The 22,460-nt window shown below is 73.7% G+C and carries 18 protein-coding genes and 3 tRNA genes; 1 reads left to right on the top strand and 20 read right to left on the bottom strand.

What is annotated here, in order from left to right; genetic code table 11:
- Nucleotides 1-270: 270 nt before the first annotated feature.
- The 11 genes from leuS to ABT014_RS22315 all read right to left on the bottom strand — a co-directional run bounded on the left by leuS (nt 271) and on the right by ABT014_RS22315 (nt 9,783).
- Nucleotides 271-3,153, bottom strand: a complete 2,883-nt coding sequence (leuS, locus tag ABT014_RS22365; RefSeq protein ID WP_350640770.1) for a leucine--tRNA ligase — start codon at nt 3,151-3,153, stop codon at nt 271-273.
- 232 nt (nt 3,154-3,385) lie between these two features.
- Nucleotides 3,386-4,675 carry an NsdA family TPR-like regulatory protein gene (locus ABT014_RS22360; protein ID WP_350640769.1) on the bottom strand — a complete coding sequence of 430 codons (1,290 nt, stop codon included), beginning with the start codon at nt 4,673-4,675 and terminating at the stop codon, nt 3,386-3,388.
- A 182-nt stretch (nt 4,676-4,857) separates the two neighbouring features.
- Nucleotides 4,858-4,930 (bottom strand) — tRNA-Ala (locus ABT014_RS22355).
- A gap of 213 nt (nt 4,931-5,143) precedes the next feature.
- Nucleotides 5,144-5,216 (bottom strand) — tRNA-Ala (locus ABT014_RS22350).
- A 37-nt stretch (nt 5,217-5,253) separates the two neighbouring features.
- Nucleotides 5,254-5,326: transfer RNA gene (locus ABT014_RS22345), tRNA-Ala, on the bottom strand.
- 106 nt (nt 5,327-5,432) lie between these two features.
- On the bottom strand, nt 5,433-6,080 hold the full coding sequence (locus ABT014_RS22340) for a histidine phosphatase family protein (RefSeq protein ID WP_350640807.1): 648 nt from the start codon (nt 6,078-6,080) through the stop codon (nt 5,433-5,435).
- Nucleotides 6,077-6,514 carry a ribosome silencing factor gene (rsfS, locus tag ABT014_RS22335; RefSeq protein WP_350640768.1) on the bottom strand — a complete coding sequence of 146 codons (438 nt, stop codon included), beginning with the start codon at nt 6,512-6,514 and terminating at the stop codon, nt 6,077-6,079. Before rsfS ends, ABT014_RS22340 begins: the two co-directional genes overlap by 4 nt.
- Nucleotides 6,515-6,655: 141 nt before the next feature.
- Nucleotides 6,656-8,548: an LCP family protein gene (locus ABT014_RS22330; protein WP_350640767.1), complete on the bottom strand. Its 1,893-nt coding sequence runs from the start codon at nt 8,546-8,548 to the stop codon at nt 6,656-6,658.
- A gap of 16 nt (nt 8,549-8,564) precedes the next feature.
- Nucleotides 8,565-9,191 (bottom strand): nicotinate-nucleotide adenylyltransferase, encoded by a 627-nt coding sequence (nadD, locus tag ABT014_RS22325; RefSeq protein ID WP_350640766.1) that lies wholly within the window; start codon nt 9,189-9,191, stop codon nt 8,565-8,567.
- An 85-nt stretch (nt 9,192-9,276) separates the two neighbouring features.
- Nucleotides 9,277-9,429: a hypothetical protein gene (locus ABT014_RS22320; RefSeq protein ID WP_350640765.1), complete on the bottom strand. Its 153-nt coding sequence runs from the start codon at nt 9,427-9,429 to the stop codon at nt 9,277-9,279.
- Between the two features lie 207 nt (nt 9,430-9,636).
- Nucleotides 9,637-9,783, bottom strand: a complete 147-nt coding sequence (locus ABT014_RS22315) for a hypothetical protein (protein ID WP_350640764.1) — start codon at nt 9,781-9,783, stop codon at nt 9,637-9,639.
- Nucleotides 9,784-9,999: 216 nt separating this feature from the next.
- On the opposite strand from ABT014_RS22315, the gene ABT014_RS22310 reads away from it, so the two are divergent.
- Nucleotides 10,000-11,103, top strand: coding sequence for a M48 family metallopeptidase (locus ABT014_RS22310; protein ID WP_350640763.1), 1,104 nt, complete (start codon nt 10,000-10,002; stop codon nt 11,101-11,103).
- A 34-nt stretch (nt 11,104-11,137) separates the two neighbouring features.
- Here the strand turns inward: ABT014_RS22310 and ABT014_RS22305 are convergent, their stop codons facing one another.
- From ABT014_RS22305 to ABT014_RS22265, 9 genes are all read right to left on the bottom strand, one after another.
- Nucleotides 11,138-12,190 carry an SCO2583 family membrane protein gene (locus ABT014_RS22305; protein ID WP_350640762.1) on the bottom strand — a complete coding sequence of 351 codons (1,053 nt, stop codon included), beginning with the start codon at nt 12,188-12,190 and terminating at the stop codon, nt 11,138-11,140.
- Between the two features lie 65 nt (nt 12,191-12,255).
- Nucleotides 12,256-12,828, bottom strand: a complete 573-nt coding sequence (locus tag ABT014_RS22300; protein WP_350640761.1) for an SCO2584 family spore wall biosynthesis protein — start codon at nt 12,826-12,828, stop codon at nt 12,256-12,258.
- A gap of 105 nt (nt 12,829-12,933) precedes the next feature.
- The gene (locus ABT014_RS22295) at nt 12,934-14,238 is read right to left on the bottom strand and encodes a glutamate-5-semialdehyde dehydrogenase (RefSeq protein ID WP_350640760.1); all 1,305 of its coding nucleotides are present in this window, start codon (nt 14,236-14,238) and stop codon (nt 12,934-12,936) included.
- Nucleotides 14,239-14,316: 78 nt separating this feature from the next.
- Nucleotides 14,317-14,820: a DUF8830 family protein gene (locus ABT014_RS22290; protein ID WP_350640759.1), complete on the bottom strand. Its 504-nt coding sequence runs from the start codon at nt 14,818-14,820 to the stop codon at nt 14,317-14,319.
- 76 nt (nt 14,821-14,896) lie between these two features.
- A complete protein-coding gene (gene proB / locus ABT014_RS22285) occupies nt 14,897-16,033 on the bottom strand; it encodes a glutamate 5-kinase (protein ID WP_350640758.1) in 1,137 nt (378 codons plus the stop codon).
- Between the two features lie 166 nt (nt 16,034-16,199).
- Entirely contained in the window at nt 16,200-17,675 is a 1,476-nt protein-coding gene (obgE, locus tag ABT014_RS22280; RefSeq protein ID WP_350640757.1) for a GTPase ObgE, read from the bottom strand.
- A gap of 110 nt (nt 17,676-17,785) precedes the next feature.
- Nucleotides 17,786-18,043, bottom strand: a complete 258-nt coding sequence (rpmA, locus tag ABT014_RS22275) for a 50S ribosomal protein L27 (RefSeq protein ID WP_030233756.1) — start codon at nt 18,041-18,043, stop codon at nt 17,786-17,788.
- Between the two features lie 12 nt (nt 18,044-18,055).
- A complete protein-coding gene (rplU, locus tag ABT014_RS22270) occupies nt 18,056-18,373 on the bottom strand; it encodes a 50S ribosomal protein L21 (RefSeq protein WP_350640756.1) in 318 nt (105 codons plus the stop codon).
- Between the two features lie 235 nt (nt 18,374-18,608).
- Nucleotides 18,609-22,169 carry an Rne/Rng family ribonuclease gene (locus ABT014_RS22265; RefSeq protein ID WP_350640755.1) on the bottom strand — a complete coding sequence of 1,187 codons (3,561 nt, stop codon included), beginning with the start codon at nt 22,167-22,169 and terminating at the stop codon, nt 18,609-18,611.
- Nucleotides 22,170-22,460: the final 291 nt, after the last annotated feature.

Below are 22,460 nucleotides of genomic sequence, written 5' to 3'. Positions count from 1 at the left end.
TCCGCACCGCCCGACGACCGACGACCGGACGACCGGACTGCCGGACTCCCGGGCCAACCCAGCCAGGTCCGTCGCGCCCGGCCGGCCGCGGACCCCGCCGATCCGCTCGGCGTCGAGGTCCGCACGGTCCACCGGGAGGTCCACAGGCTGCACGGCCTCGGCCACCGGGTGGAGTCCGCCCCAGGCCCACGCCAGCCCCGACCTGCCCCCGAACACAACGGCGCCGGCCGCCTTCCCCGAGGGAAGACGGCCGGCGCCCGTGACGATCCGTCAGCCGGTGACGATGTTGACCAGCTTCGGCGCCCGCGCGATCACCTTGCGGACCGGCGCGTCACCGATCGCGGCAACGACGGCCGGGTCGGCCAGCGCCAGCGCCTCCAGCTCGGCGTCCGAGATCGACGGCGGGACGTCCAGCCGGGCCTTCACCTTGCCCTTGATCTGCACGACGCACACGACGCTCTCGTCCACCAGGTACGCCGGGTCGGCGACCGGGTAGTCCGCGAAGGCCAGCGAGTCCTCGTGGCCCAGTCGGCGCCACAGCTCCTCGGCGATGTGCGGGGCCAGCGGGGCGATCAGCAGCACGGTCCGCTCGGCCACCGAGCGCGGCGTGGAGCCGCGCTTGACCAGGTGGTTGTTCAGCTCGATCGCCTTGGCCACGGCCGTGTTGAAGCGCAGGCCGGCCAGGTCACCGCGGATGCCGTCGATCGTCTTGTGCAGGACGCGCAGGGTCGCCTCGTCCGGCTCCTCCTCCGAGACGACCAGCTCGCCGGTGGTCTCGGAGACGATGTTGCGCCACAGCCGCTGCAGGAAGCGGAACGGGCCGACCACGGCCCGGTCGTCCCACGGGCGGGAGACGTCCAGCGGGCCCATCGACATCTCGTACAGGCGCAGCGTGTCGGCACCGTACTGGTCGGCGAAGTCGTCCGGCGCGATGGCGTTCTTCAGGGACTTGCCCATCTTGCCGGCCTCGCGGCGGACCTTCTGGCCCTGCCAGAAGAACTCGTCGTCGATCTCCTCGACCTCGACGGCGGGCACCGGGAAGCCCCGGTCGTCGCGGTAGACGTCGGCGGTGATCATGCCCTGGTTGAACAGCTTGTGGAACGGCTCGACCGAGGAGACGTGCCCCAGGTCGTGCAGCACCTTGTGCCAGAAGCGGGCGTACAGCAGGTGCAGCACGGCGTGCTCGGCACCGCCGACGTACAGGTCGACGCCGCCGGCCGGCTTGTCGGCCGTCGGACCCATCCAGTAGGCCTCGTTGGCCGGGTCGACGACCTGCTCGCGGTTGGCCGGGTCGATGTAGCGCAGCTCGTACCAGCAGGAACCGGCCCAGTTGGGCATGGTGTTGGTCTCGCGGCGGTAGGACTTCGGCCCGTCACCCAGGTCCAGCTCGACGTTGACCCAGTCCTCGTTGCGCGACAGCGGGGTCTTCGGCGAGGAGGTCGCGTCGTGCGGGTCGTAGGTGTGCGGCGAGTAGTCCTCGACCACCGGCACCTCGACGGGCAGCATCGACTCGGGCAGCGCGTGCATCACGCCGTCCTCGTCGTAGACGATCGGGAAGGGCTCGCCCCAGTACCGCTGGCGGCTGAACAGCCAGTCGCGCAGGCGGAAGTTGACGGTGCCCTCGCCGATGCCGCGGCCGGTCAGCCAGGCGGTGACGGCGGCCTTGGCCTCGACCACGCCCAGGCCGTCCAGCGACAGGTCATCGTGCACGGAGTTCACGATGACGGAGTCGTAGGTGTCGAAGGCGTCGTCCCACGTGTGCGGGTCCTCGCCGCGGCCGTCGGTCGGCGCCACGACGCAGCGCATCGGCAGGTCGAAGGCGCGGGCGAAGGCGAAGTCGCGGTGGTCGTGCGCGGGCACGGCCATGATCGCGCCGGTGCCGTAGCCCATCAGCACGTAGTCGGCGATGAAGACCGGGACGGGCTCGCCGCTGACCGGGTTGGTCGCGTACGCGCCGGTGAAGACGCCGGTCTTGACCTTGGCGTCGACCTGGCGCTCGACGTCGGACTTGGCGGCGGCCTCGGCCCGGTAGGCGGCGACGGCCTCGCCGGGGGTGGCGGCGCCGCCGGTCCAGTCCTGGTGGGTGCCGGCCGGCCAGGCAGCGGGGACGATCGCCTCGACCAGCTCGTGCTCGGGCGCCAGCACCATGTAGGTGGCACCGAACAGGGTGTCAGGGCGGGTGGTGAAGACGGTGATCGCGTCGCCGCCGGGCACCGCGAAGTCGACCCGGGCGCCCTCGGAGCGGCCGATCCAGTTGCGCTGCTGCAGCTTGATCGCCTCGGGCCAGTCCAGCTGGTCCAGGTCGGAGATCAGGCGGTCGGAGTAGGCGGTGATCCGCATCATCCACTGGCGCAGCTTGGACTTGAAGACCGGGAAGTTGCCGCGCTCGGAGCGGCCGTCCGCGGTGACCTCCTCGTTGGCCAGCACGGTGCCCAGCCCGGGGCACCAGTTGACCGGCACCTCCTTGGAGTACGCCAGCCGGTACTCGCCCAGCACCTCGTCCCGCTCGGCGGCGGACAGCTCGGACCAGGCCCGGCCGTCCGGCAGCGCCCGGGAGCCGTCGGCGAAGGCGGCGATCAGCTCGGCGATCGGGCGGGCCCGGCCGGCCTCGGCGTCGTACCAGGAGTTGAAGATCTGCAGGAAGATCCACTGGGTCCAGCGGTAGTACTCGGGGTCGATCGTGGCGATCGAGCGCCGCGAGTCGTGGCCCAGGCCCAGCCGGCGCAGCTGGCGGCGCATGTTGCCGATGGCCGCCTCGGTGGTGATCCGGGGGTGCTCGCCGGTGGCGACGGCGTGCTGCTCGGCGGGCAGGCCGAACGCGTCGTAGCCCAGCGTGTGCAGCACGTTGTGGCCGGTCATCCGCTGGTAGCGGGCGTAGACGTCGGTGGCGATGTAGCCCAGCGGGTGGCCGACGTGCAGGCCCGAGCCGGAGGGGTACGGGAACATGTCCATGATGAAGCTGTGCGGCTTGGCGGAGACGTCACCGGCCGAGCCGTCGGCCAGCGGGCCGACCGGGTTGGGGGCGTCGAACGTCCCCTCCTTCTCCCACAGGTCCTGCCAGCGGGACTCGATCTCGGCGGCCAGCGCGGCGCCGTAGCGGAAAGGCTCGGTGGCGGCTTCGGCCGCGCCGGAAGCAGGGGTCGTCTCGCTCATGGTCCTTCGGGCTCCATCGTCATCGTCAGGCGAACCGGGCTGCGTCCCCGGGCAGGCCCCGGGCCCCGAACCGGGCCCGAAAGCAAAAAGGCCCCTCGCAGGAGGGGTTGCCACGCCGACTCCGGCCTCGCCCGGGGGCGTCGGCCGGTCCTGGTCAGCGCGGCCGGCTAAGGAGCAGGCGCACGGTTCGCATGGGGTCAGGGTACCGCAAGGCCGGACGGCCCCCGGGCGGTTATCCGGCCCTGACCGCCGCGTCGAACTCGCGCAGCGCCCGGGCCACCCGGCCCGACTGCATGCCGGCCGCCAGCAGTCTGGCCCGGTCGGCGATCCGGTCCGCCTCCTCCTGCTCGCCGGTGCGCCGGTAGGAGTCGGCCAGCCGGACCATCAGCAGGGCCTTGGCCCGGGCCCGCTCCGGGGAGAGCGCCTCGACGGCCGAGCCGAGCAGCCGGCGGGCCGGCTCGTGCTCGCCCAGGAAGAGGTAGCCCTCGCCGACCATGCCCTCCAGGTCGGCCCGCTCCTGGACGTGGTCCAGCTCGCCGTCCAAGGCCTGGAAGGCCCGCTCGGCGACCGCCTCGGCGCTGATCTGCTCGCCCTTCTTGCCGTGCGCGCGGGCGATCCGGCCCAGTTGCAGCGCCCGCTCACGCGGCGTCAGCACCTCGTCGGCGGCGCGCAGCGCGGTGGAGAGCATCGCCACCGCGTCCAGCCCGCGCCCGCCGGAGTTGTACGTGGCCTGCACGGCCAGGCAGCCGACCACGCTGACCCCGAGCCGCGGGTCGCCGGAGACGTGCGCGGCCCGCAGCGCGGCCACGAAGGCCCGCTGGGCCGCCGCGTCGCTGCCCATGTCGTAGCTGGCCCAGCCGACCAGCCGGGCCAGCCGGCCGGCGGCCGCGTACAGCTCCCGGCCGAGCGGTTCGTCGTAGCGGCCGAGTTCCAGCAGCTTGCCGACCATCGCGAGCTCCGCCCGGGCCGGCCCGAGGATCAGGCCGCCGCCGTACGCCCGCTCCAGCCGCTGCTTGCTGTCGTACGAGAGCCGCAGGTCGGCCAGCTGCTCGGGGGCGATCCGCAGCGCACCCTCGCCGCCGGTGACCTCGGCCGGCGGGGAGGCCCAGTGCCGGGCGGCCTGCTCCAGCTCGTCCCCGCGGAACAGGTCGGTGAGCCGGACCGGCGCCGCGTCCGCGCCGGCCTCGCGCAGCGCGGTCTGCGCGGTGTCCGCGGTCCACGGATCGGTGAGCAGCCGCGGCGAGAGCACCTTGGCCCCGCGGCCGCCGCCCATCTGGCCCCAGAGCTGCTCGTAGGTGACGGCGATGCCGACGGTACGGCTGAGCACCTCGCACACGGTCTGGTCGTGCGGGGAACGCGGCACCATGCCCCGGTCGCGCCACTTGTACGGAGCGGTGGAGCTGATCGCGAGCCCGGGCGGGAGCACGGCGCTCACCTCGCGGGCCAGCCGCTCCGGGCTCCAGCCCAGCTGGTGGAGTATCCGGGCCAGCTCTTCGTTCCGTTTGCGCGCCAGATCGGCCATGGCACGACCGTAGCCGCCCGACCGCGCGGCCCGGTAGGGCCCCACCCCTGCCCCGCCCTCGCCCTCCCACCGCGCCGCCCGGGCCCGCCGGTGGACCCCAGGGCCTGCTGACGGATCGGCCGACTGACGGAACGCCAGAAGGGCCGCCTCCCGGAGGAGACGGCCCTTCTGTTGTTCAACTGTGGAGCTATGGAGAATCGAACTCCAGACCTCCTGCATGCCATGCAGGCGCTCTACCAACTGAGCTATAGCCCCTTGTTACTGCTGTCCCCGGCGTTTCCCCCGGCGACATCGCCAACAATACACGGTCCCGGGGGTGCCTCCCTAATCGCTTTCCGGCACCCCGCCACCGGCCCCCACCAGCCGGATCCGTCCACCTCGACCGTCACGGTGCGGCGCGGTGGCGCGGTGCGGCCGGGAACGCCGAAGGCCGCCGTCCGGATCGGACGGCGGCCTTCGCAGCTCCTGTGGAGCTATGGAGAATCGAACTCCAGACCTCCTGCATGCCATGCAGGCGCTCTACCAACTGAGCTATAGCCCCGCGACACATGCGGTCCTCACGGACCACCGGTGCGGAGTGGAGCTATGGAGAATCGAACTCCAGACCTCCTGCATGCCATGCAGGCGCTCTACCAACTGAGCTATAGCCCCGCGTTCCCGCGATTCCCGCTTTCCTGTCGGTCTGCGTTCCTCGCTGCGAACGAGGAAGACTCTAGCTGGTCAGAGCCGGAACTGCGAAATCGCCCCTAGTTCACCGTCAGGTCTCGTCACCGATGACCGGCTGCGGGAGGGTGCCCGCGTTGTGTTCGAGCAGTCGCCAGCCGCGCGCGCCCTGGCCGAGGACCGACCAGCAGCAGTTCGAGAGGCCGCCGAAACGCTCCCAGTGCACCGCGTCCAGCTCCAGCATCCGGCCGAGCATGGTGCGGATGGTGCCGCCGTGGCTGACCACCACGAGGGTCCCGTCCTCGGGCAGCTTCTCGATCGCGTCCAGCACCACCGGCACCGAGCGGTCGGCGACCTCGGTCGCCAGCTCGCCGCCGCCGCGCCGGACCGGCTCGCCCTGCGCCCACGCCTCGTACTGCTCCGGGAACCGGGCCCGGATCTCGGCGTTGGTCAGCCCCTGCCACTCGCCCGCGTAGGTCTCCCGCAGGCCCTCGTGGTGGTCCACCGCGAGGCCGGTGACCTTGGCCAGCTCGGCCGCGGTGTCCCGGGCGCGCTGGAGGTCGGAGGAGATCAGCAGGTCGGGCCGCAGCCCCGCGAGCAGCCTGGCCGCGCGCCGGGCCTGCTCCAGGCCCTGCTCGGTCAGCGGGATGTCGGTGCTGCCCTGGAACCGGGACTCCAGGTTCCAGGAGGTCTGGCCGTGCCGCCAGAAGACGATGCGCGGCCCCCGCGCGGCGCGGCTCAGCTCTCGTCCCCGGAGACGGCGTTGCCCGCGGCGTCCGTGACGGCGTTCTCGGGCCGGTTGCGGGTGGCCAGCGCGTCGGCCGGCAGCGGGACCTCGGGGCAGTCCTTCCAGAGCCGGTCGAGGGAGTAGAAGGAGCGCTCCTCGGAGTGCTGGACGTGCACCACGATGTCCAGGTAGTCGAGCAGGATCCAGCGGCCCTCGCGCTCGCCCTCGCGGCGGACGGGCTTGACCCCGAGCTGCTCGCGCAGCTGGTCCTCGATCTCCTCGGCGATCGCGCGGACCTGCCGGTCGTTGGCGGCCGACGCGATCAGGAAGGCGTCGGTGATCGACAGCACCTCGCTGACGTCGAAGGCGATGATGTCGTGGGCGAGCTTGTCGGCCGCCGCCTGGGCGGCGACGTCGAGGAGCTGCTGGCTGTGGTCGGTGACGGTCACGTTGTACTTCCCGCTCGGTGGCAATATCGCCTTCCAGGATCTCACGAACGGACCGGGGCCCGGATCGCGTGATCCGGGCCCCGGGATACGGCTGTGTACGAGCCGTGTACGAGCCGCCTGCCGGCGGCGTGCGAGCGGCGGTTACTGCGCCTTCGGCGGCTGGTAGTCCTTGCCGAGGACCACCACCAGGTCCGCGTTCTGCGCGTCGGTGACCTTCTTCAGCACGGTCTCGGGCAGCCCGAGCGCACCGGCCAGGGCCTTGCCGTCGGCGGCCTTGGCGTCGTCCGTGTAGCGGATCTCGGTGGTCGCCTGGGCCGGTGCCTTCGCGGTGCTGGGCACCAGCTCGAGTCCGGCGTTCACGGCCTGGATCCCGGCGGCGGCGGCGTTCGGGTCGCTGCCCGAGGCGTTCACCACCGACACCCGCGAGGTGGCGTCGCCCCCGGTCACCGCACCGGCCTTCACCGTGCCGCCGAGGATCTCCTTGACCTGCTGGCCCGCGGTGGCCTCGTCCAGCGTGCCGTCCGGCTTCACCTTGAGCGTGCTGTCGGTGAGGTGCCCGTCCTTGGCCTGGCCGGCCAGCAGCGCGAGCACCCCGCCGAGCTGCTTCTCCGGCAGCGACGGGTCCAGCACCGCGTTCATCCGGTGCACGTCGTCGGTCGCGTCGGCCAGCGCGATCGGCATGGTGCGCAGCACCGCGTCCAGCACCTTGCCGAACCGGGCCAGCTGGGCGTCCCGGCCCTCCGTCGGCGCCTGGTAGGTGGCGTAGGCCACCGAGGCCTTGCCGCTCAGCAGGACGCCCTTGCCGGCCGTGGCCAGCACCTTGCCGTCGGGCTTGTTGTCCTCGCGCACGTCGACGTCGGCGTCCACCCGGACCCCGCCCAGCTGCGCCACCAGCAGTTCCAGGTACGGGGTGTCCAGCCGCCAGGTGCCGGCCACCGGGGCGCCCAGCACGGTGCTGAGCCCCTCCCGGGTGCCGGAGGCGCCGACGGCGTCCAGCGCCTGCCCGACGGTGGTGGTGCCGGTGTCCCCGCTGCTGGGCAGCTTCAGGGTGTCCGGCAGCATCAGCACGGAGCCCTTGCGGCCGGCCGGGTCGTTCACCAGCAGCGCCGTGGAGACCTTGCCCTGCAGGTCGCGCAGGTGCACCACGTTGACCTGGCGGTCGCCGGCCGCCGCGGCGGCGTCGTCGGCGCCGCCGAGCTTCCCGGCCCACCACAGGTAGCCGAGCACCGCCGCGCCCGCGACGGCGAGCACCGCCAGCAGGGCGATCAGCCGGTTGCGCAGGCGCCGGCGGCGCTCGGCCCGGACCTCGCTGCGGGACTCGGCGAACTTCAGCCAGTCGATGACGTCCTCGGACTCCTCCGCCTGCTCGTCCACGAAGGTGAACTCGCCGGTGGCGTAATCGTCCTTGGGGGCCTTGGGGGTGCGTCGGCCGCCGACCTGCTCGGAGGGCTGCTCGGGCCCGGTGGCCGCCGGGGCGGCGGGCGGGGCCGGCCGGGGGCGCGGCGGCGCGGCGGCCGCCGGGGCCTGCTGGACGGGCGCCTGCTGGGCCGCCTGCACCGGCTGCCCGCCCTGCTGCTGGGCCTGCTGCTGGCCCTGCTGCTGCGCAGGCCGCGGCTGCCGGAGCGGCTGGACGGGCTGCACCGGCTGCTGGAGCTGCTGCGGCGACTGCGCGTACGGGTCCTGGCCGTACGGGTCGTACGGGGCCTGCTGCCCGTACCCCTGCTGCTGACCGTACGGGTCGTAGGACGGCTGGTACGACGGCTGCTGGTAGTACCCCTGCTGGTACTGCGGCTGCTCCGGCGCCGACGGGTACCCCTGCTGCTGCCCGTACGGGTCCTGGCCGTGCTGCTGGCCCTGCTGCTGCCCCTGGTGCCGGCCGTGCTGCTGCTGGCCCTGCTGGTAGGGGTGCTGCTGCTGGTAGTACCCCTGCTGCGGCTCCTGGGGGTACTGCGGGTACGGCTCCTGGTAGGGCTGCTGCTGGTACGGGTACCAGGCCTCGTCGTCCTGGCCGCCGCGGTCTGCCGATCCGGTCACGCCGCCCCTCCCGGGATCAAGGCTGGGCCGGCGCGTAGAGCGCCCGCTTGTCGATGTAACGGACCACGCCGTCGGGCACCAGGTACCAGACCGGTTCGCCCTTGGCGACCCGCAGCCGGCAGTCGGTGGAGGAGATGGCCAGCGCGGGGACCTCGACCAGGGAGACCCGACCGACCGGGAGGCCCGCGTCGGAGAGCGTGTGCCCGGGCCTGGTGCAGCCGATGAAGTGGGCCAGCTCGAAGAGCTCCTCGGAGTCCCGCCAGGACAGGATCTGGGCGAGGGCGTCGGCGCCGGTGATGAAGAACAGCTCGGCGTCCGGGTGCAGCGCGCGCAGGTCGCGCAGGGTGTCCACGGTGTACGTCGGGCCGTCGCGGTCCATGTCGATCCGGCTGACCGAGAACTGCGGGTTCTCCGCGGTGGCGATAACCGTCATCAGGTAGCGGTCCTCGGCGGGCGAGACGCTGCTGTCGTCCTTCTGCCACGGCTGCCCGGTCGGCACGAAGATCACCTCGTCGAGGTGGAACGCGCTCGCCACCTCGCTGGCGGCGACCAGGTGGCCGTGGTGGATCGGGTCGAAGGTGCCGCCCATCACGCCGAGTCGCCTCTTCGCCACGCCGCGCGCGGCCGGGGCCTGCTCTCTCATGGCGCCACACCTTACGCGACCCCGATTGCGGCGGGGTACGTGCGGGGCGCCGGGGCCCCGCGGGAGCCCCGGTACCCGCGTGGGGTCAGCGGTCGCGGTTGAAGCGGGTGGTCACGAAGAGCAGCAGCAGCAGGATGAACAGCGCACTGCCACCGGTCAGGTACGGGTTGAGGCTGTCGTGGTTGCCGCCCTCGGACTCGGCGAGCTGGGTGAGGGCGGACAGTGCGGCGTGGCTCATGGTCGGCAGGACCTTCTCGGCTCGGTGACGGACCAGGGGTGCGGGCCGGCTCGGCCTGCGCGCTCATCGTACGGGGGGCGCCCCCGCAACCGCGCGGCGGCCCACCGCGTCCCAGGGGAGGGGCGGAGCACCGCCGGACGGGCCGTCAGCCGACGCCCGGTCAACGGGCCGGTCGCCGGCCCCTCGTGCCCAGTTGTTGCGGCCGGCTCAGTTGTTGCGGCCGGCCCGCACCAGCAGCCAGGCCAGCAGTCCGACGCCGACGAAGGACGCGACCACGATGATCCGCAGGAACAGGCCCGGCCCGGACTCGGTCGAGATCGGTCCGGCCAGGTGGGCCAGGGTGGCAGGGGACATCGGGGTGCTCCTCGGTGCTGCTGGGCGGCCCGGACCGGTCACCGGGGCCTGCCCTGCCAGGGTAGTCCGGCTTACGGCCGCACCCCGGCAGGCCCCCCACCCGCGACCTGCGGCGGCGGCCCGGGGACGAGTGCGGGCCCACGGACGTTGGAGCCATCAGCAGCGGGGGCCGGCCGGGGAGCCGGTGCCGGCATCGACCAGGGAGGTACTCACAGCATGTCCGATCTGACCAAGGAGACCGCGCCGAGCCGGCGCCGCCAGCGCTTCCCCGAGATCTCCACCCGGGCCTGGGAGCACCCGGCGGACCGCTCGGCCCTGGTGGCCCTGCGCAAGCTCAGCGGCTTCGACGAGGTGCTGAAGAAGCTCGCCGGGCTGGTGTCCGAGCGCAGCGTCCGGCTGATGTTCCTGGCCACCGCGGTGCGGACCTCCGAGCGCCAGTTCCCCGAGCTGTACGACATGGTCCGGGACGCGGCGTACGCGCTGGACCTGGAGCAGGTCCCGGACCTGTACGTGACGCAGGACCCGGCGGTCAACGCCATGTGCATCGGCATGGACACCCCGATCATCGTGGTGACCAGCGGCCTGGTCGAGCTGCTCGACGAGGAGGAGCTGCGGGCGGTGATCGGCCACGAGGTCGGGCACGCGATGTCCGGCCACGCGGTCTACCGGACGATGCTGCTGATCCTCACCAACATCGCCGCCCGGATCGCCTGGATACCGCTGGGCAACCTGGCCATCACCGCGGTCATCACCGCGCTCAAGGAGTGGTTCCGCAAGGCCGAGCTGTCCTGCGACCGGGCCGGCCTGCTGGCCGGCCAGGACCTGCAGGCCTCGATGCGCGGCCTGATGAAGCTCGCCGGCGGCCACAACCTCGCCGAGATGAACGTGGACGCCTTCCTGGAGCAGGCCGAGGAGTACGACCGGGCCGGCGACCTGCGCGACGGCGTGCTCAAGCTGCTCCAGGTGCTGCCGCAGACCCACCCGTTCGCGGTGGTCCGGGTGGCCAAGCTGAAGAAGTGGGCGGAGAGCGAGGAGTACCGCTCGATCCTGGCCGGTGCCTACCCGCGCCGGGGCGACGACCGGGACTCCTCGGTCGGCGCGCAGTGGAAGGCCGCGGCCGACTCGTACTCGCAGTCGGTCAAGGAGAGCAAGGACCCGCTGATGGGCCTGCTGCGGGACGTGGCCGGCGGGGTCGGCACGGTGGGCGGCAAGCTGCGGGACACCTTCGCGGGCGCCCGGGCCGGCGGTGACGGCTCGGCGAACGGGTCTGCGGACGGCTCGACGGACGGCTCGGCGGAGGGTGCCAAGAGCACCGGCTGACGCCCGCTGCGGGAGTGCTCGGCCCCGTCCGGCCTCAGCCGGTCAGCGGGCCGAGCACCCCGCACAGCTGCCAGGCGGGCCGGCTGTGGTCGGCCGGGCTGACCGGTGCCGCACCGGCCGCCGCCCCCGCCAGCAGCGGCTGCAGGTAGGCCGAGGTGTCGGTGCCGCAGGCGGTCGGCCCGGCCTGGACCACGGCGTTCACGATCCGCAGCCGGCCAGTGCCGATGTCGCCGTGCTCGAACTCCAGGCGCAGCTCCCGGCGGACCGAGAACAGGCTGGCCGGCGCGTCCGCCGTCCCGGCCGGCCGTACCGCGTACACCAGCGTGTGGTCGGCGACCAGGTCGAGGGTCCCGCTGTCCACCTCGTCGACGGTGACCGTGCCGGCCACCTTCACGGTCGGCGAGGCCAGCGCCACCTTCCCGGGATCGAAGCGCACCAGCCAGCCGGTGGCGGCGTGCCGCTGGTCGTCCCTCGGCGTGGCCACGCTCTCGTCGTACTGGGTCTGCTCCCCCGCCGTCACCAGGGCGCGCGCCTGGCCGGTCTCCGACTGCGCCACGGTGGCCGGCGCGAGCGCGGACGCCGTGAGGTAGCGCTGCGCGGTCTCCAGCGCCCGGGCCACCTCGCCCCGGGTGAAGTGCGCGGTGGCGGCCGCGGCGGGCAGTCCGAGACCGGCGGCGCCGTCGGCGTAACCCGCGGCGAGCCCGGCGAACGGCTGCGCCGGGTCGGTGACCGCGGCGACCGGGCCGGGCGGGGCGAGCGCCACCGTGCTGGAGGTCAACTGGGCGCCGCTGGGGACCGTACCCGGGCGGTGCGGGGAACTCACCCCGAAGTACACCGCGGCGGCGAACGCCAGCACCACCACCAGCAGCAGGGCGACGGCCTGGCGGGGCAGCGAGCCGAGCGCACCGAAACCGATCCTGGAACGGGTGGCCCGGGGGTGGTCACCGTCCAGCCGCTCCTGGGCGGAGAGCTCCTGGATCCGGGCAGCCCGCACGAACGATTCGTCGAAGACCACGGATCGGAACTCGTCCTCGTTTCCGGAACCGCCCTCGGGGGCACCCTCGGGAGGCTCGCGCGGGTCACCCATACCACCAGGGTAGACGCGGGCCCCGCCCGGTACGAGGGGATGGGCGCAACTTCCGGCCGACGGGGTCAGCCGGAGGGCAGGCCCGCCACCGCCGGCGCCCGGTCGACCGCCGCACCCGTGCTGCTGCCGCTCTCCGGCCGGCGCGGGGACTCCCCGGCGCCACCGGTGCCCCGGTAGATCGCGGCGACCGCGACGGCCACCACTCCGAGCCCCATCACCACCGCCAGCACCCAGGCCACCGGCCGGTGCCAGCGCTGCTGCGCGACGTCGCGGCCGCGGCCCGAGCCGGGCCGCCCGTACCGGGCCGGACGGCCCCGGCGGGAGCGCCGCCGGGAGCGGTCCAGGCCGGACCACGGGTCCGGGAAGTGCCGGTCGTCGTCGAGACCGCGCGGGTGCGGGCGCAGCTCCAGCGGCACGCCCTCCCCGGAGGTCGTCAACTCGTAGCCCCGGCCGGTGCCGACCGCGTCCGGCTCGAACCGCGCCTCGGCGGCGGCCAGCTGCCGCTCCAGCGCGCTCGGCTCGTGGACCGCGGCGGACCGGACGAACGCCTCGTCGAAGACCACGGTGGCGAACTCGTCGTCCGCACCACCGTGATCGGCGCCGTCGGGGTACGGCGAACCCCCCACATCGTCAGCCACGGATTCAGCGTATTACCGGGCGGCCCTTTTGTCTGGGTCTCCCGCCAGTTGCTCCGTCGCACGGGTGGCCCGGCCGCCGCGCCGGACCATCCGTGCGCGCCGGGTTCAGGAGCCGACGGTCTGCGTCGCCTCGCCGCGCACGTGCCCGTCACCGGTGACGATGTACTTGGTCGAGGTCAGTTCGGGCAGGCCCATCGGGCCGCGGGCGTGCAGCTTCTGGGTGGAGATGCCGATCTCCGCGCCGAAGCCGAACTCACCGCCGTCGGTGAACCGGGTGGAGGCGTTGACGGCCACCGTGGTGGCGTCCACCAGCTGGGTGAACCGGCGGGCGGCCGCCTGCGAGGTGGTGACGATCGCCTCGGTGTGGCCGGAGGACCAGCGGCGGATGTGCGCGACCGCGGCGTCCAGCGAGGGCACCACGGCGGCCGCCAGGTCGAGCGAGAGGTACTCGGTCTCCCAGTCCTCCTCGGTGGCCGGCACCACCGTGGCCGCCGTCCCCTCGGCGGCCTTGAGCACCGCCTCGTCGCCGTGCACCGTCACGCCTGCCCCGGCGAGCGCCGCCAGCGCGAGCGGCAGGAACTCCTCGGCCACGTCCTGGTGCACCAGCAGGGTCTCCGCGGAGTTGCAGACGCTGACCCGCTGGGCCTTGGAGTTGAGCAGGATGCCGACGGCCATCGCCAGGTCGGTGTCCGCGTCCACGTACACGTGGCAGTTGCCGGTGCCGGTCTCGATCACCGGCACGGTGGAGCCCTCCACCACGGTGCGGATCAGCGAGGCCCCGCCGCGCGGGATCAGCACGTCGACCAGGCCGCGGGCGCGCATCAGCTCCTGCACCGATTCGCGGCTCTCCCCCGGGACCAGCTGGACGGCGTCGGCGGGCAGGCCCGTGCCGGCCACGGCGTCCCGCAGGACGGCCACCAGCGCGGTGTTGGAGCGGTAGGCGGAGGCCGAGCCGCGCAGCAGCACGGCGTTGCCGGACTTCAGGCAGAGCGCGGCGGCGTCCACCGTCACGTTGGGGCGGGCCTCGTAGATGATCCCGACCACGCCGAGCGGCACCCGGACCTGGCGCACGTCCAGGCCGTTGGGCAGGGTGTAGCCGCGCACCACCTCGCCGACCGGGTCGGGCAGGCCGGCCACGTCCCGGACGTCGGAGGCGATCGCGGCGATCCGCTCCGCGGTCAGGGTGAGCCGGTCCACCACCGACTCGGCGGTGCCCGCCTCGCGGGCCCTGGCGACGTCCTCGGCGTTGGCCGCGGTGATCTCCGCGGTCCGCTCGACCAGGGCGTCCGCGATCGCCAGCAGCGCGACGTCCTTGGCCCGGCGCGGCACTGGGGCGAGCTCGGCGGCCGCCTCCCGGGCACGGCGCGCGGCGGCGAGGACGGGGCTGTCGGTGGTGGCGTGGTCGCTCATGCCGAAAGGGTAGCGAGTCCGGCCCCCGCACCCGGCCCGCATCCCGGCCGGTGAGACACCGTCCCACCGGCCGTCCGGTCAGTACGGGTGCACGCCGCCCAGCTGCGGCGGCGGATCCCCGAAGCCCTCGGCGACCCGCTGGTGGTAGGTCGGCCGGTCGACCACCTCCAGGCCGACGATCTCCCACGGCGGCAGGTTGGCCGAGCCCTTGTGCTCCCCCCACAGCCGCAGCGCGATGGCGGCCGCGTCGTGCAGGTCGCGGGCCTCCTCCCAGTAGCGGATCTCCGCGTGGTCGGTGGCGTAGCGGGCGGTCAGGAAGAACGAGTGGTCGTGCGCGAGCCGCTCCAGCGCGGCCCGCAGCTCCCCGAGCGGGGTGGCCCGGCCGGCCACGCTGAGCACCACGTGCCACAGCCGGCCCTGCTCGGGCTGCGGCTGCTCGTCCTCCTCGCGCGGCCGCAACTCCCGGACGCCCTCCGGCGCTTGGCGCTGCGGCCCGTCGACCGCCGCGCGGCCGCCCGCGATACTGGTCAGCCTCCGCCCCGCCGTCTCTCCGGGCAGTGCTCCCGGCAGCCTGCGTCCCACCGGCGGCCTCCTGTTCGGCGACGACTGTCCGGACCCGGCCGGGCCCGCCTGACCCTCTCCCCCTCGGGGCCTTCCGTCAGCCGCGCAGGACGACCAGGTCGTCACGGTGGACGACCTCGCGCTCGTACTCGGCTCCGAGCTCCTGGGCCAGTTCTCGGGTGGACCGGCCGAGCAGACGGGGCAACTCCCTCGCATCAAAGTTGACCAGTCCGCGGCCGACGATGTGGCCGTTTTCACCAAGAAGGTCGACCGGATCACCCGCGGTGAAGTCCCCGTCCACCTGCGTCACCCCGGCGGGCAGCAGCGACTTCCCTCCGTGCACCACCGCCTCGACCGCGCCGGCGTCCAGGTGCAGCGCGCCGCGCGGGGAGGAGGCGTGCTCCAGCCAGAGCAGCCGGTCCGCGCTGCGGTTGCCGGTGCGCTCGAACAGGGTGCCGGTGGGGCGGCCGGCCAGCGCGTCGGCGGCCTGGCTGGCGGCCGTGAGGACCACCGGGATGCCGGCGCCGGTGGCGATCCGGGCCGCCTCGATCTTGGTCACCATGCCACCGGTGCCGACCCCGGCCTTGCCGGCGCTGCCGATCTCGATGCCGTCCAGGTCGTGCGGGCCGCGCACCAGCTCGATCCGGCTGGTGCCGGGGCGGCTCGGGTCACCGTCGTAGAGTCCGTCGACGTCGGAGAGCAGCACCAGCAGGTCGGCCCGGACCAGGTGGGCCACCAGGGCGGCCAGCCGGTCGTTGTCACCGAACTTGATTTCGGCGGTGGCGACGGTGTCGTTCTCGTTGACGATCGGCATCGCGCCCATCGCCAGCAGCTGGTCCAGGGTGCGGTAGGCGTTGCGGTAGTGCGCGCGCCGGCTGGCGTCCTCGGCGGTCAGCAGCACCTGGCCGACCCGGACGCCGTACCGCGCGAACGAGGCGGTGTAACGGGCCACCAGCAGGCCCTGGCCGACGCTGGCGGCGGCCTGCTGCCGGGCCAGGTCGCTCGGGCGGCGCTCCAGCCCGAGCGGGGCGAGGCCGGCCGCGATCGCACCGGAGGACACCAGCACCACATCGGGCGCGTCCGGGCGGCTGCGCACCTTGGCGAGGGCGTCGACCAGCGCGTCCACCCGGTCGGCGTCCAGACCGCCGGCCGCGGTGGTGAGCGAGGAGGAGCCGACCTTGACGACGATCCGCCGTGCGGCCAGCACCTCCTGCCGCAGTGTCCGATCGGTCATCAGTGCCCTCCGGGTCGTACGGGATCGAGCCCTCGGCTCGGACCGCAATCTACGCGATCCGGCGCCCGCCGCCGCACGCCGTTCCACCCCCCGGACGGCCCGGCGTACGCTCCGGCGGCCGCGGCCCGGGGCGTCGGGTCGGCCCCAACGCCCCTGGCCGGCTTGCTCAGTAGTCCTCGTCGTCGCCTTCGAGGGCCTGCCGGCCGGAGGAGAGCGCCTCGAACGCGAGGTACTCGGACTCGGCGGCGTCGCGCCCCTTCTGGCGCTCCCGGCGGCGGTCGACGGCCGGCCGCTGGGTCTCCATCCGGTGGTCCTCGCCGCGGCGGCCGAGCATCTCCGCACCGGCGGCCATGGTCGGCTCCCAGTCGAAGACCACGGCGTTGTCCTCGGGGCCGATGATGACCGTGTCGCCCTCCTGGGCGCCGACCTTCCACAGCTCCTGCTCGACGCCGAGCCGGGCCAGCCGGTCGGCGAGGTAGCCGACCGCCTCGTCGTTGGAGAAGTCGGTCTGGCGGACCCAGCGCTCGGGCTTGATGCCGCGGATGCGGAAGGCGCCGTCCTCCTCGGTGATGGTGAAGCCGGCGTCGTCCACCGCGGTCGGCCGCAGCACGATCCGGGTCGACTCCTGCACCGGCTTGGCCGCGCGGGCGTCCATGACGATCTGCGCCAGCGCGTAGTTGAGCTCGCGCAGGCCCTTGTGGGCGAGCGCGGAGACCTCGAACACGCGGTAGCCGCGCTCCTCCAGGGAGGCCCGGGTGAGGTCGGCGATGTCCTGGCCGTCCGGCACGTCGACCTTGTTCAGCGCGACCAGTCGCGGCCGGTCCTCCAGCCCGCCGTACGCGGCGAGTTCGGACTCGATGGTCTCCAGGTCGGTGAGCGGGTCGCGGCCCGGCTCCAGGGTGGCGCAGTCCAGCACGTGCACCAGCACCTCGCAGCGCTCGACGTGCCGCAGGAACTCCAGGCCCAGACCGCGGCCCTGGCTGGCGCCGGGGATCAGGCCGGGGACGTCCGCGATGGTGTAGACGTTCTCGCCGGCGGTCACCACGCCGAGGTTGGGGATCAGGGTGGTGAAGGGGTAGTCCGCGATCTTCGGCTTGGCCGCGGAGAGCACCGAGATCAGCGAGGACTTGCCCGCGCTCGGGTAGCCGACCAGGGCCACGTCGGCGACGGACTTGAGCTCCATCACGATGTCGCCGGCCTCGCCGGGCTCGCCGAGCAGGGCGAAGCCGGGGGCCTTGCGGCGGGCGGAGGCCAGCGAGGAGTTGCCGAGTCCGCCGCGGCCGCCGGCGGCGGCGACGAAGCTGGTGCCGTGGCCGACCAGGTCGGCGAGCACGTTGCCCTGCTTGTCGAGCACCACGGTGCCGTCCGGGACGGGCAGCACCAGGTCCTCGCCGGTGGCGCCGGTGCGGTGACCGCCCGCGCCGGGCTTGCCGTTGGTGGCCTTGCGCTTCGGGGAGTGGTGGTACTCGAGCAGGGTGGTGATGTTGGCGTCGACGGTGAGGATGACGCTGCCGCCCTCACCGCCGTTGCCGCCGTCGGGCCCGCCGAGCGGCTTGAACTTCTCCCGGTGCACGGAGGCGCAGCCGTGGCCCCCGTTACCCGCGGCGACGTACAGCTCGACGCGGTCCACGAAGGTGGTCATGGGATGTGCCTCCAGTGCGAAGAAATGATGTTCCTGCGGTAAAACACGGAGGGTGGACCGGGTCATCCCGGCCCACCCTCACTGTGAGTCTTGACGCAAGGTCAGCAGACTCAGGCCTCGACGGCCACGATGTTGACGACCTTGCGGCCGCGACGGTTGCCGAACTGCACCGCACCGGCGGTCAGCGCGAACAGGGTGTCGTCGCCACCGCGGCCGACACCGGCACCCGGGTGGAAGTGGGTGCCGCGCTGGCGGACGATGATCTCGCCGGCGCTGACGACCTGGCCGCCGAAGCGCTTGACGCCGAGGCGCTGGGCGTTCGAGTCACGGCCGTTACGGGTAGAGCTTGCGCCCTTCTTGTGTGCCATCTCGCTATCCCCTTACTTGCTGACGGAGTCGATGCTGGTGATCCGCACAGCGGTGTGCTGCTGACGGTGACCCTGGCGGCGACGGTAGCCGGTCTTGTTCTTGTAGCGCAGGATGACGATCTTCTCACCCTTGGTCTGGTCCACGACCTCGGCGTGAGCCTTCACGCCGGCGAGCACCCACGGGTCGGAGGTGACAGCTTCACCGTCGACGATGAGGATGGTCGAGAGCTCGACCGAGTCACCCGGCTTGGCCTCAATACGGTCAATCTCCAGCACGTCGCCGACGGCGACCTTGTGCTGGCGGCCGCCTGCGCGAACGATCGCGTACATGCGGTACCTGCTTTCTGTACTCGGTCGGAACTCGCCGATGCCAGCCACCTGGGTACGGACACAGGGGCCTCCCCCGGGCCAGAAGGACTGAGCCCGGGAGGTGATCTGCTCGGGAGCGCGGCGCTAAACACGCCAAGGGTCAAGAATACGGACCGGCCGCCCAAGGGGCAAACCGGGCCCTACCCGGTGCCGGCCGGGCCCACCCCGCAGGGTCGGCCCGGCCGGCACCCGGGGCTTACTCGGACGCCGTATCACCTTCGGCGGCCGCGGCCTTCTTGGCCGCCGCGCTGGTCCGCTTGGTGGCGGTCTTGCGGGCGGTGGTCTTCTTCGCCGCGGCGGTCTTCTTGGCCGCCGTCGCCGTGGTCTTCTTCGCGGCCGCCTTGCGCGGCGCCCGCTTCTTGGGTGCCGGGGCCTCCTCGGCCTCCTCGACGGGCGCCTCGGCCTCGGCGGCCTCGGCCTCGGGGGTCTCGACGACCTCCACGACCTCGACGACCTCGGCCTGCGGGGCCGCCTCGACGGCCGCCTCGACGACCTGCTCGGTCACCGGCTCCTCGTCCTGGCGCTGGTCGGCCGCGGCCGACAGCGCGGCCTCGACCACGGCGTCCGCACGGGCCTGCAGCACCACGATCTCGGCCTCGCCCGGGGCACCGGCCGGAGCCGTCGCCTTTCGCACCGCGCGGCGGCGGGTGCGGCCGGCGGCCGGCGCGGCGGCCGGGATCTCGACCAGGCTCGGCTGGGCGGCCGGAGCCTCGGCCTCGACCGGCGCCGCCGGCTCCTCGACCGCGATCTCCAGCTGCTCGCCGGCCTCGGGCTCGACGAACTCGAAGGTCTCCTCGGCCTCGGCCTCGGTCTCGTCGCTCTCCAGCGCCTCCGGCTCGTGCTGCCCGGCGCCGCCCTTGCCCCGGCGCCGGCGCTTGCTCCCGCCCGCGGACTCGCCGGCCGTGCCGGTCTGGCCACCGCCGCCACCACCGTGGCTGTGCGGCTGGTCCATGTGGACGATGACGCCGCGCCCGTTGCAGTGGACGCAGGACTCCGAGAAGGACTCCAGCAGGCCCTGGCCGACCCGCTTGCGGGTCATCTGGACCAGGCCGAGCGAGGTGACCTCGGCCACCTGGTGCTTGGTGCGGTCCCGGCCCAGGCACTCCAGCAGGCGGCGGAGCACCAGGTCGCGGTTGGACTCGAGCACCATGTCGATGAAGTCGATCACGATGATGCCGCCGAGGTCGCGCAGCCGCAGCTGGCGCACGATCTCCTCGGCCGCCTCGATGTTGTTGCGGGTGACGGTCTCCTCGAGGTTGCCGCCCTGCCCGACGAACTTGCCGGTGTTGACGTCGACCACGACCATCGCCTCGGTCCGGTCGATCACCAGCGAACCGCCGCTGGGCAGCCAGACCTTGCGGTCCAGCGCCTTCATCAGCTGCTCGTCGATCCGGTAGGTGGCGAACACGTCGACGTCCGAGGTCCAGCGCTGGAGCCGGTCCGCGAGGTCGGGGGCCACGCCGCCGACGTACTCGTGGATGGTGTTCCACGCCTCGGCACCGCTGACGATGACCTTGCTGAAGTCCTCGTTGAAGATGTCGCGGACGACCCGGACGGTCATGTCCGGCTCGCCGTAGAGCAGCGCCGGGGCGTTGCCGGTGGCGGCCTTCTTCTGGATCTCCTCCCACTGCGCCTGCAGGCGCTGCACGTCACGGGTCAGCTCGTCCTCGCTGGCGCCCTCGGCGGCGGTGCGCACGATCACGCCCGCGTCGTCCGGGACGATCTTCTTGAGGATCTGCTTGAGCCGGGCCCGCTCGTTCTCGGGGAGCTTGCGGCTGATGCCGGTCATCGAGCCCTCGGGCACGTAGACCAGGTAGCGGCCGGGCAGCGAGATCTGGCTGGTCAGGCGGGCGCCCTTGTGGCCGATCGGGTCCTTGGAGACCTGCACCAGCACGGACTGGCCCGACTTGAGCACCGACTCGATCCGGCGCGGACCGCCGTGGCCCATGGCGCCGAAGTTGACCTCACCGGCGTACAGCACCGCGTTGCGGCCCTTGCCGATGTCGACGAACGCGGCCTCCATCGACGGCAGCACGTTCTGGACCTTGCCCAGGTAGACGTTGCCGACGTACGAGGTGGCCTGCTCCTTGTTGACGTAGTGCTCGACCAGCACACCGTCCTCCAGGACGCCGATCTGGGTGCGGGCGCCGTTCTGGCGGACCACCATCACCCGCTCGACCGACTCCCGGCGGGCCAGGAACTCGGCCTCGGTGATGATCGGCACCCGGCGGCGGCCGAGCTCGCGGCCCTCGCGGCGGCGCTGCTTCTTCGCCTCCAGGCGGGTGGAGCCCTTGATGGACTGCACCTCGTCCGGGTCGAAGGCCGGCTCGGTGGAGCGGCGGCGCGGCTCGCGCACCTTCACCACCGTGCGGACGCCGTCCTCGGTGGTCTCGGCGGCCGGGTCGGCGCCACCCTCGCCGCTGCGGCGACGACGGCGACGGCGGCGGCGCGAGGAGGACAGGCCGGCGGCCAGGTCGTCGTCCTCGTCCTCGTCGTCCTCGACGGGCTGGTCCTCGGCCTGCTCGGCGGTCACCGTGGTCTCGGTGTCGGCCTCGGGCTCGTCGCTCTCACCGCGGCGGCGGCGACGGCCGCCCCGGCGGCGGCGACGCGACGGGCGACCGTCCTCGTCCCACTCGGTGTCGGTCTCCGGACCGGCGGCGGGCGCCTCCACGGGCGCCTCGACCGCGGCCGGCTCGGCCTGCGGGGCGCGGGTCTCGGCGGGCACCCGGGCCTCGACGGGCTTCCGGGTCTCCTGCGCGCGGGTCTCCTGCGCCTTGGGCTCCGCCTGCGGGCGGCTCTCCGGGCGGACCCGCACCGAGGTGCGGACCCGGCGCCGGCGGCCGACGCCGCTGTACTCGAACTCGTCCTCGGCGGCCTCCGCGACGGCGGCCGCGGCGGCCTTTCCGGCCTTCACCGGAGCGGCCTTCACGGGCGCGGCCTTGACCGGCGCGGCCTTGACCGGCTGCTCGGCGGCAGCGGCAGCCGGCTCGGCGGCCTGGGTGGGCGCGAACGCGGCGGGCTCCTGGAAGACCGGGGCCTGGAAGATCGCGGTGGACGGGCGCACGGCGCGGCGGCGGACCCGCTGCGGCGGCTCGGCCTCGGCGGGCGCCTCGACGACCGGGGCGGCGGCCTCGGCGGGCGCCTCGGTCTCCTCCTCGGGCTCCTCGACCGGCGCCTCGGCGGCGGCCGGCTCGGCGGGGGTCTCCTCGACCACGACGGGGGCCGACTCGACCACGCGACGGCGGCGCGGGCGGCGGGCCGGGGCCTCCTCGGCGACCGGCTCGGCGGCGGCGGGCTCCTCGGCGGCGGCCGGGGGCTCCACGGCGGCCGGCTCGGCGGCAGGGGTCTGGACCGGCGCCTCGGCCCGCTTGCGGGTCCGGCGGGCCCGGACGGGCTTCTCGGCGGCCGGCTCGGCCTCGGCGGTGGGCGCCTCGGTGGCGGCCGGCGTCTCGGGTTCGGTCACCACGACGGCGGCGGCCTCCGGCGCACCGGCCGGGGACTCGACGCGCTTGCGGGTGCGGCGGGCCCGGACCGGCTTCTCGGCCGGGGCCTCGGCCTCGACCGGGGCGGCGGGCGCCTCGGCGGTGGGGGCATCGGCCGGCAGCACGGTCTCGGCGGACTCCGCGGCAGCGCCCTGCGGCGCCCCGGCGGGGCGGGAGACCGCCCGACGGCGGCGGCGGGGTGCGGCGGCGGAAACGCCGTCGGCATCGTGGTCGGCCGGTTCCGCAGCGGACTGCGGTTCGGTGTTCTCGAGCATGCGGGTGGATCTCCCGTCAGGCCCCCGGGCTCCGCATCCGAGCACGGCCGGTCACCGGGGTTCCGGTCGGTCGCGATGATCGCGGACCGACTCCCACGGCGCCGCCGCGCGGACGCGAGGCCGCACAGGGGCTCGTAGTCTCGCTCGGCGCCCCGCACGGTGCGGGGTGTCGAAAGTCTTCTGGTCTTGGCCAGTGTTCTCAGTTGTCCGGGCCACTCCGGACCCGACCTGGTTGGCTGCCAGGCGGACCCTCCGGCCCGGTTGCGGGGCGGAGGAAGGGTCCTCGGGCCC

This window comes from Kitasatospora sp. NPDC094015 (assembly GCF_040304075.1).
Lineage (GTDB): Bacteria > Actinomycetota > Actinomycetes > Streptomycetales > Streptomycetaceae > Kitasatospora.
This window is presented reverse-complemented; position numbering and strand designations above follow the sequence as displayed.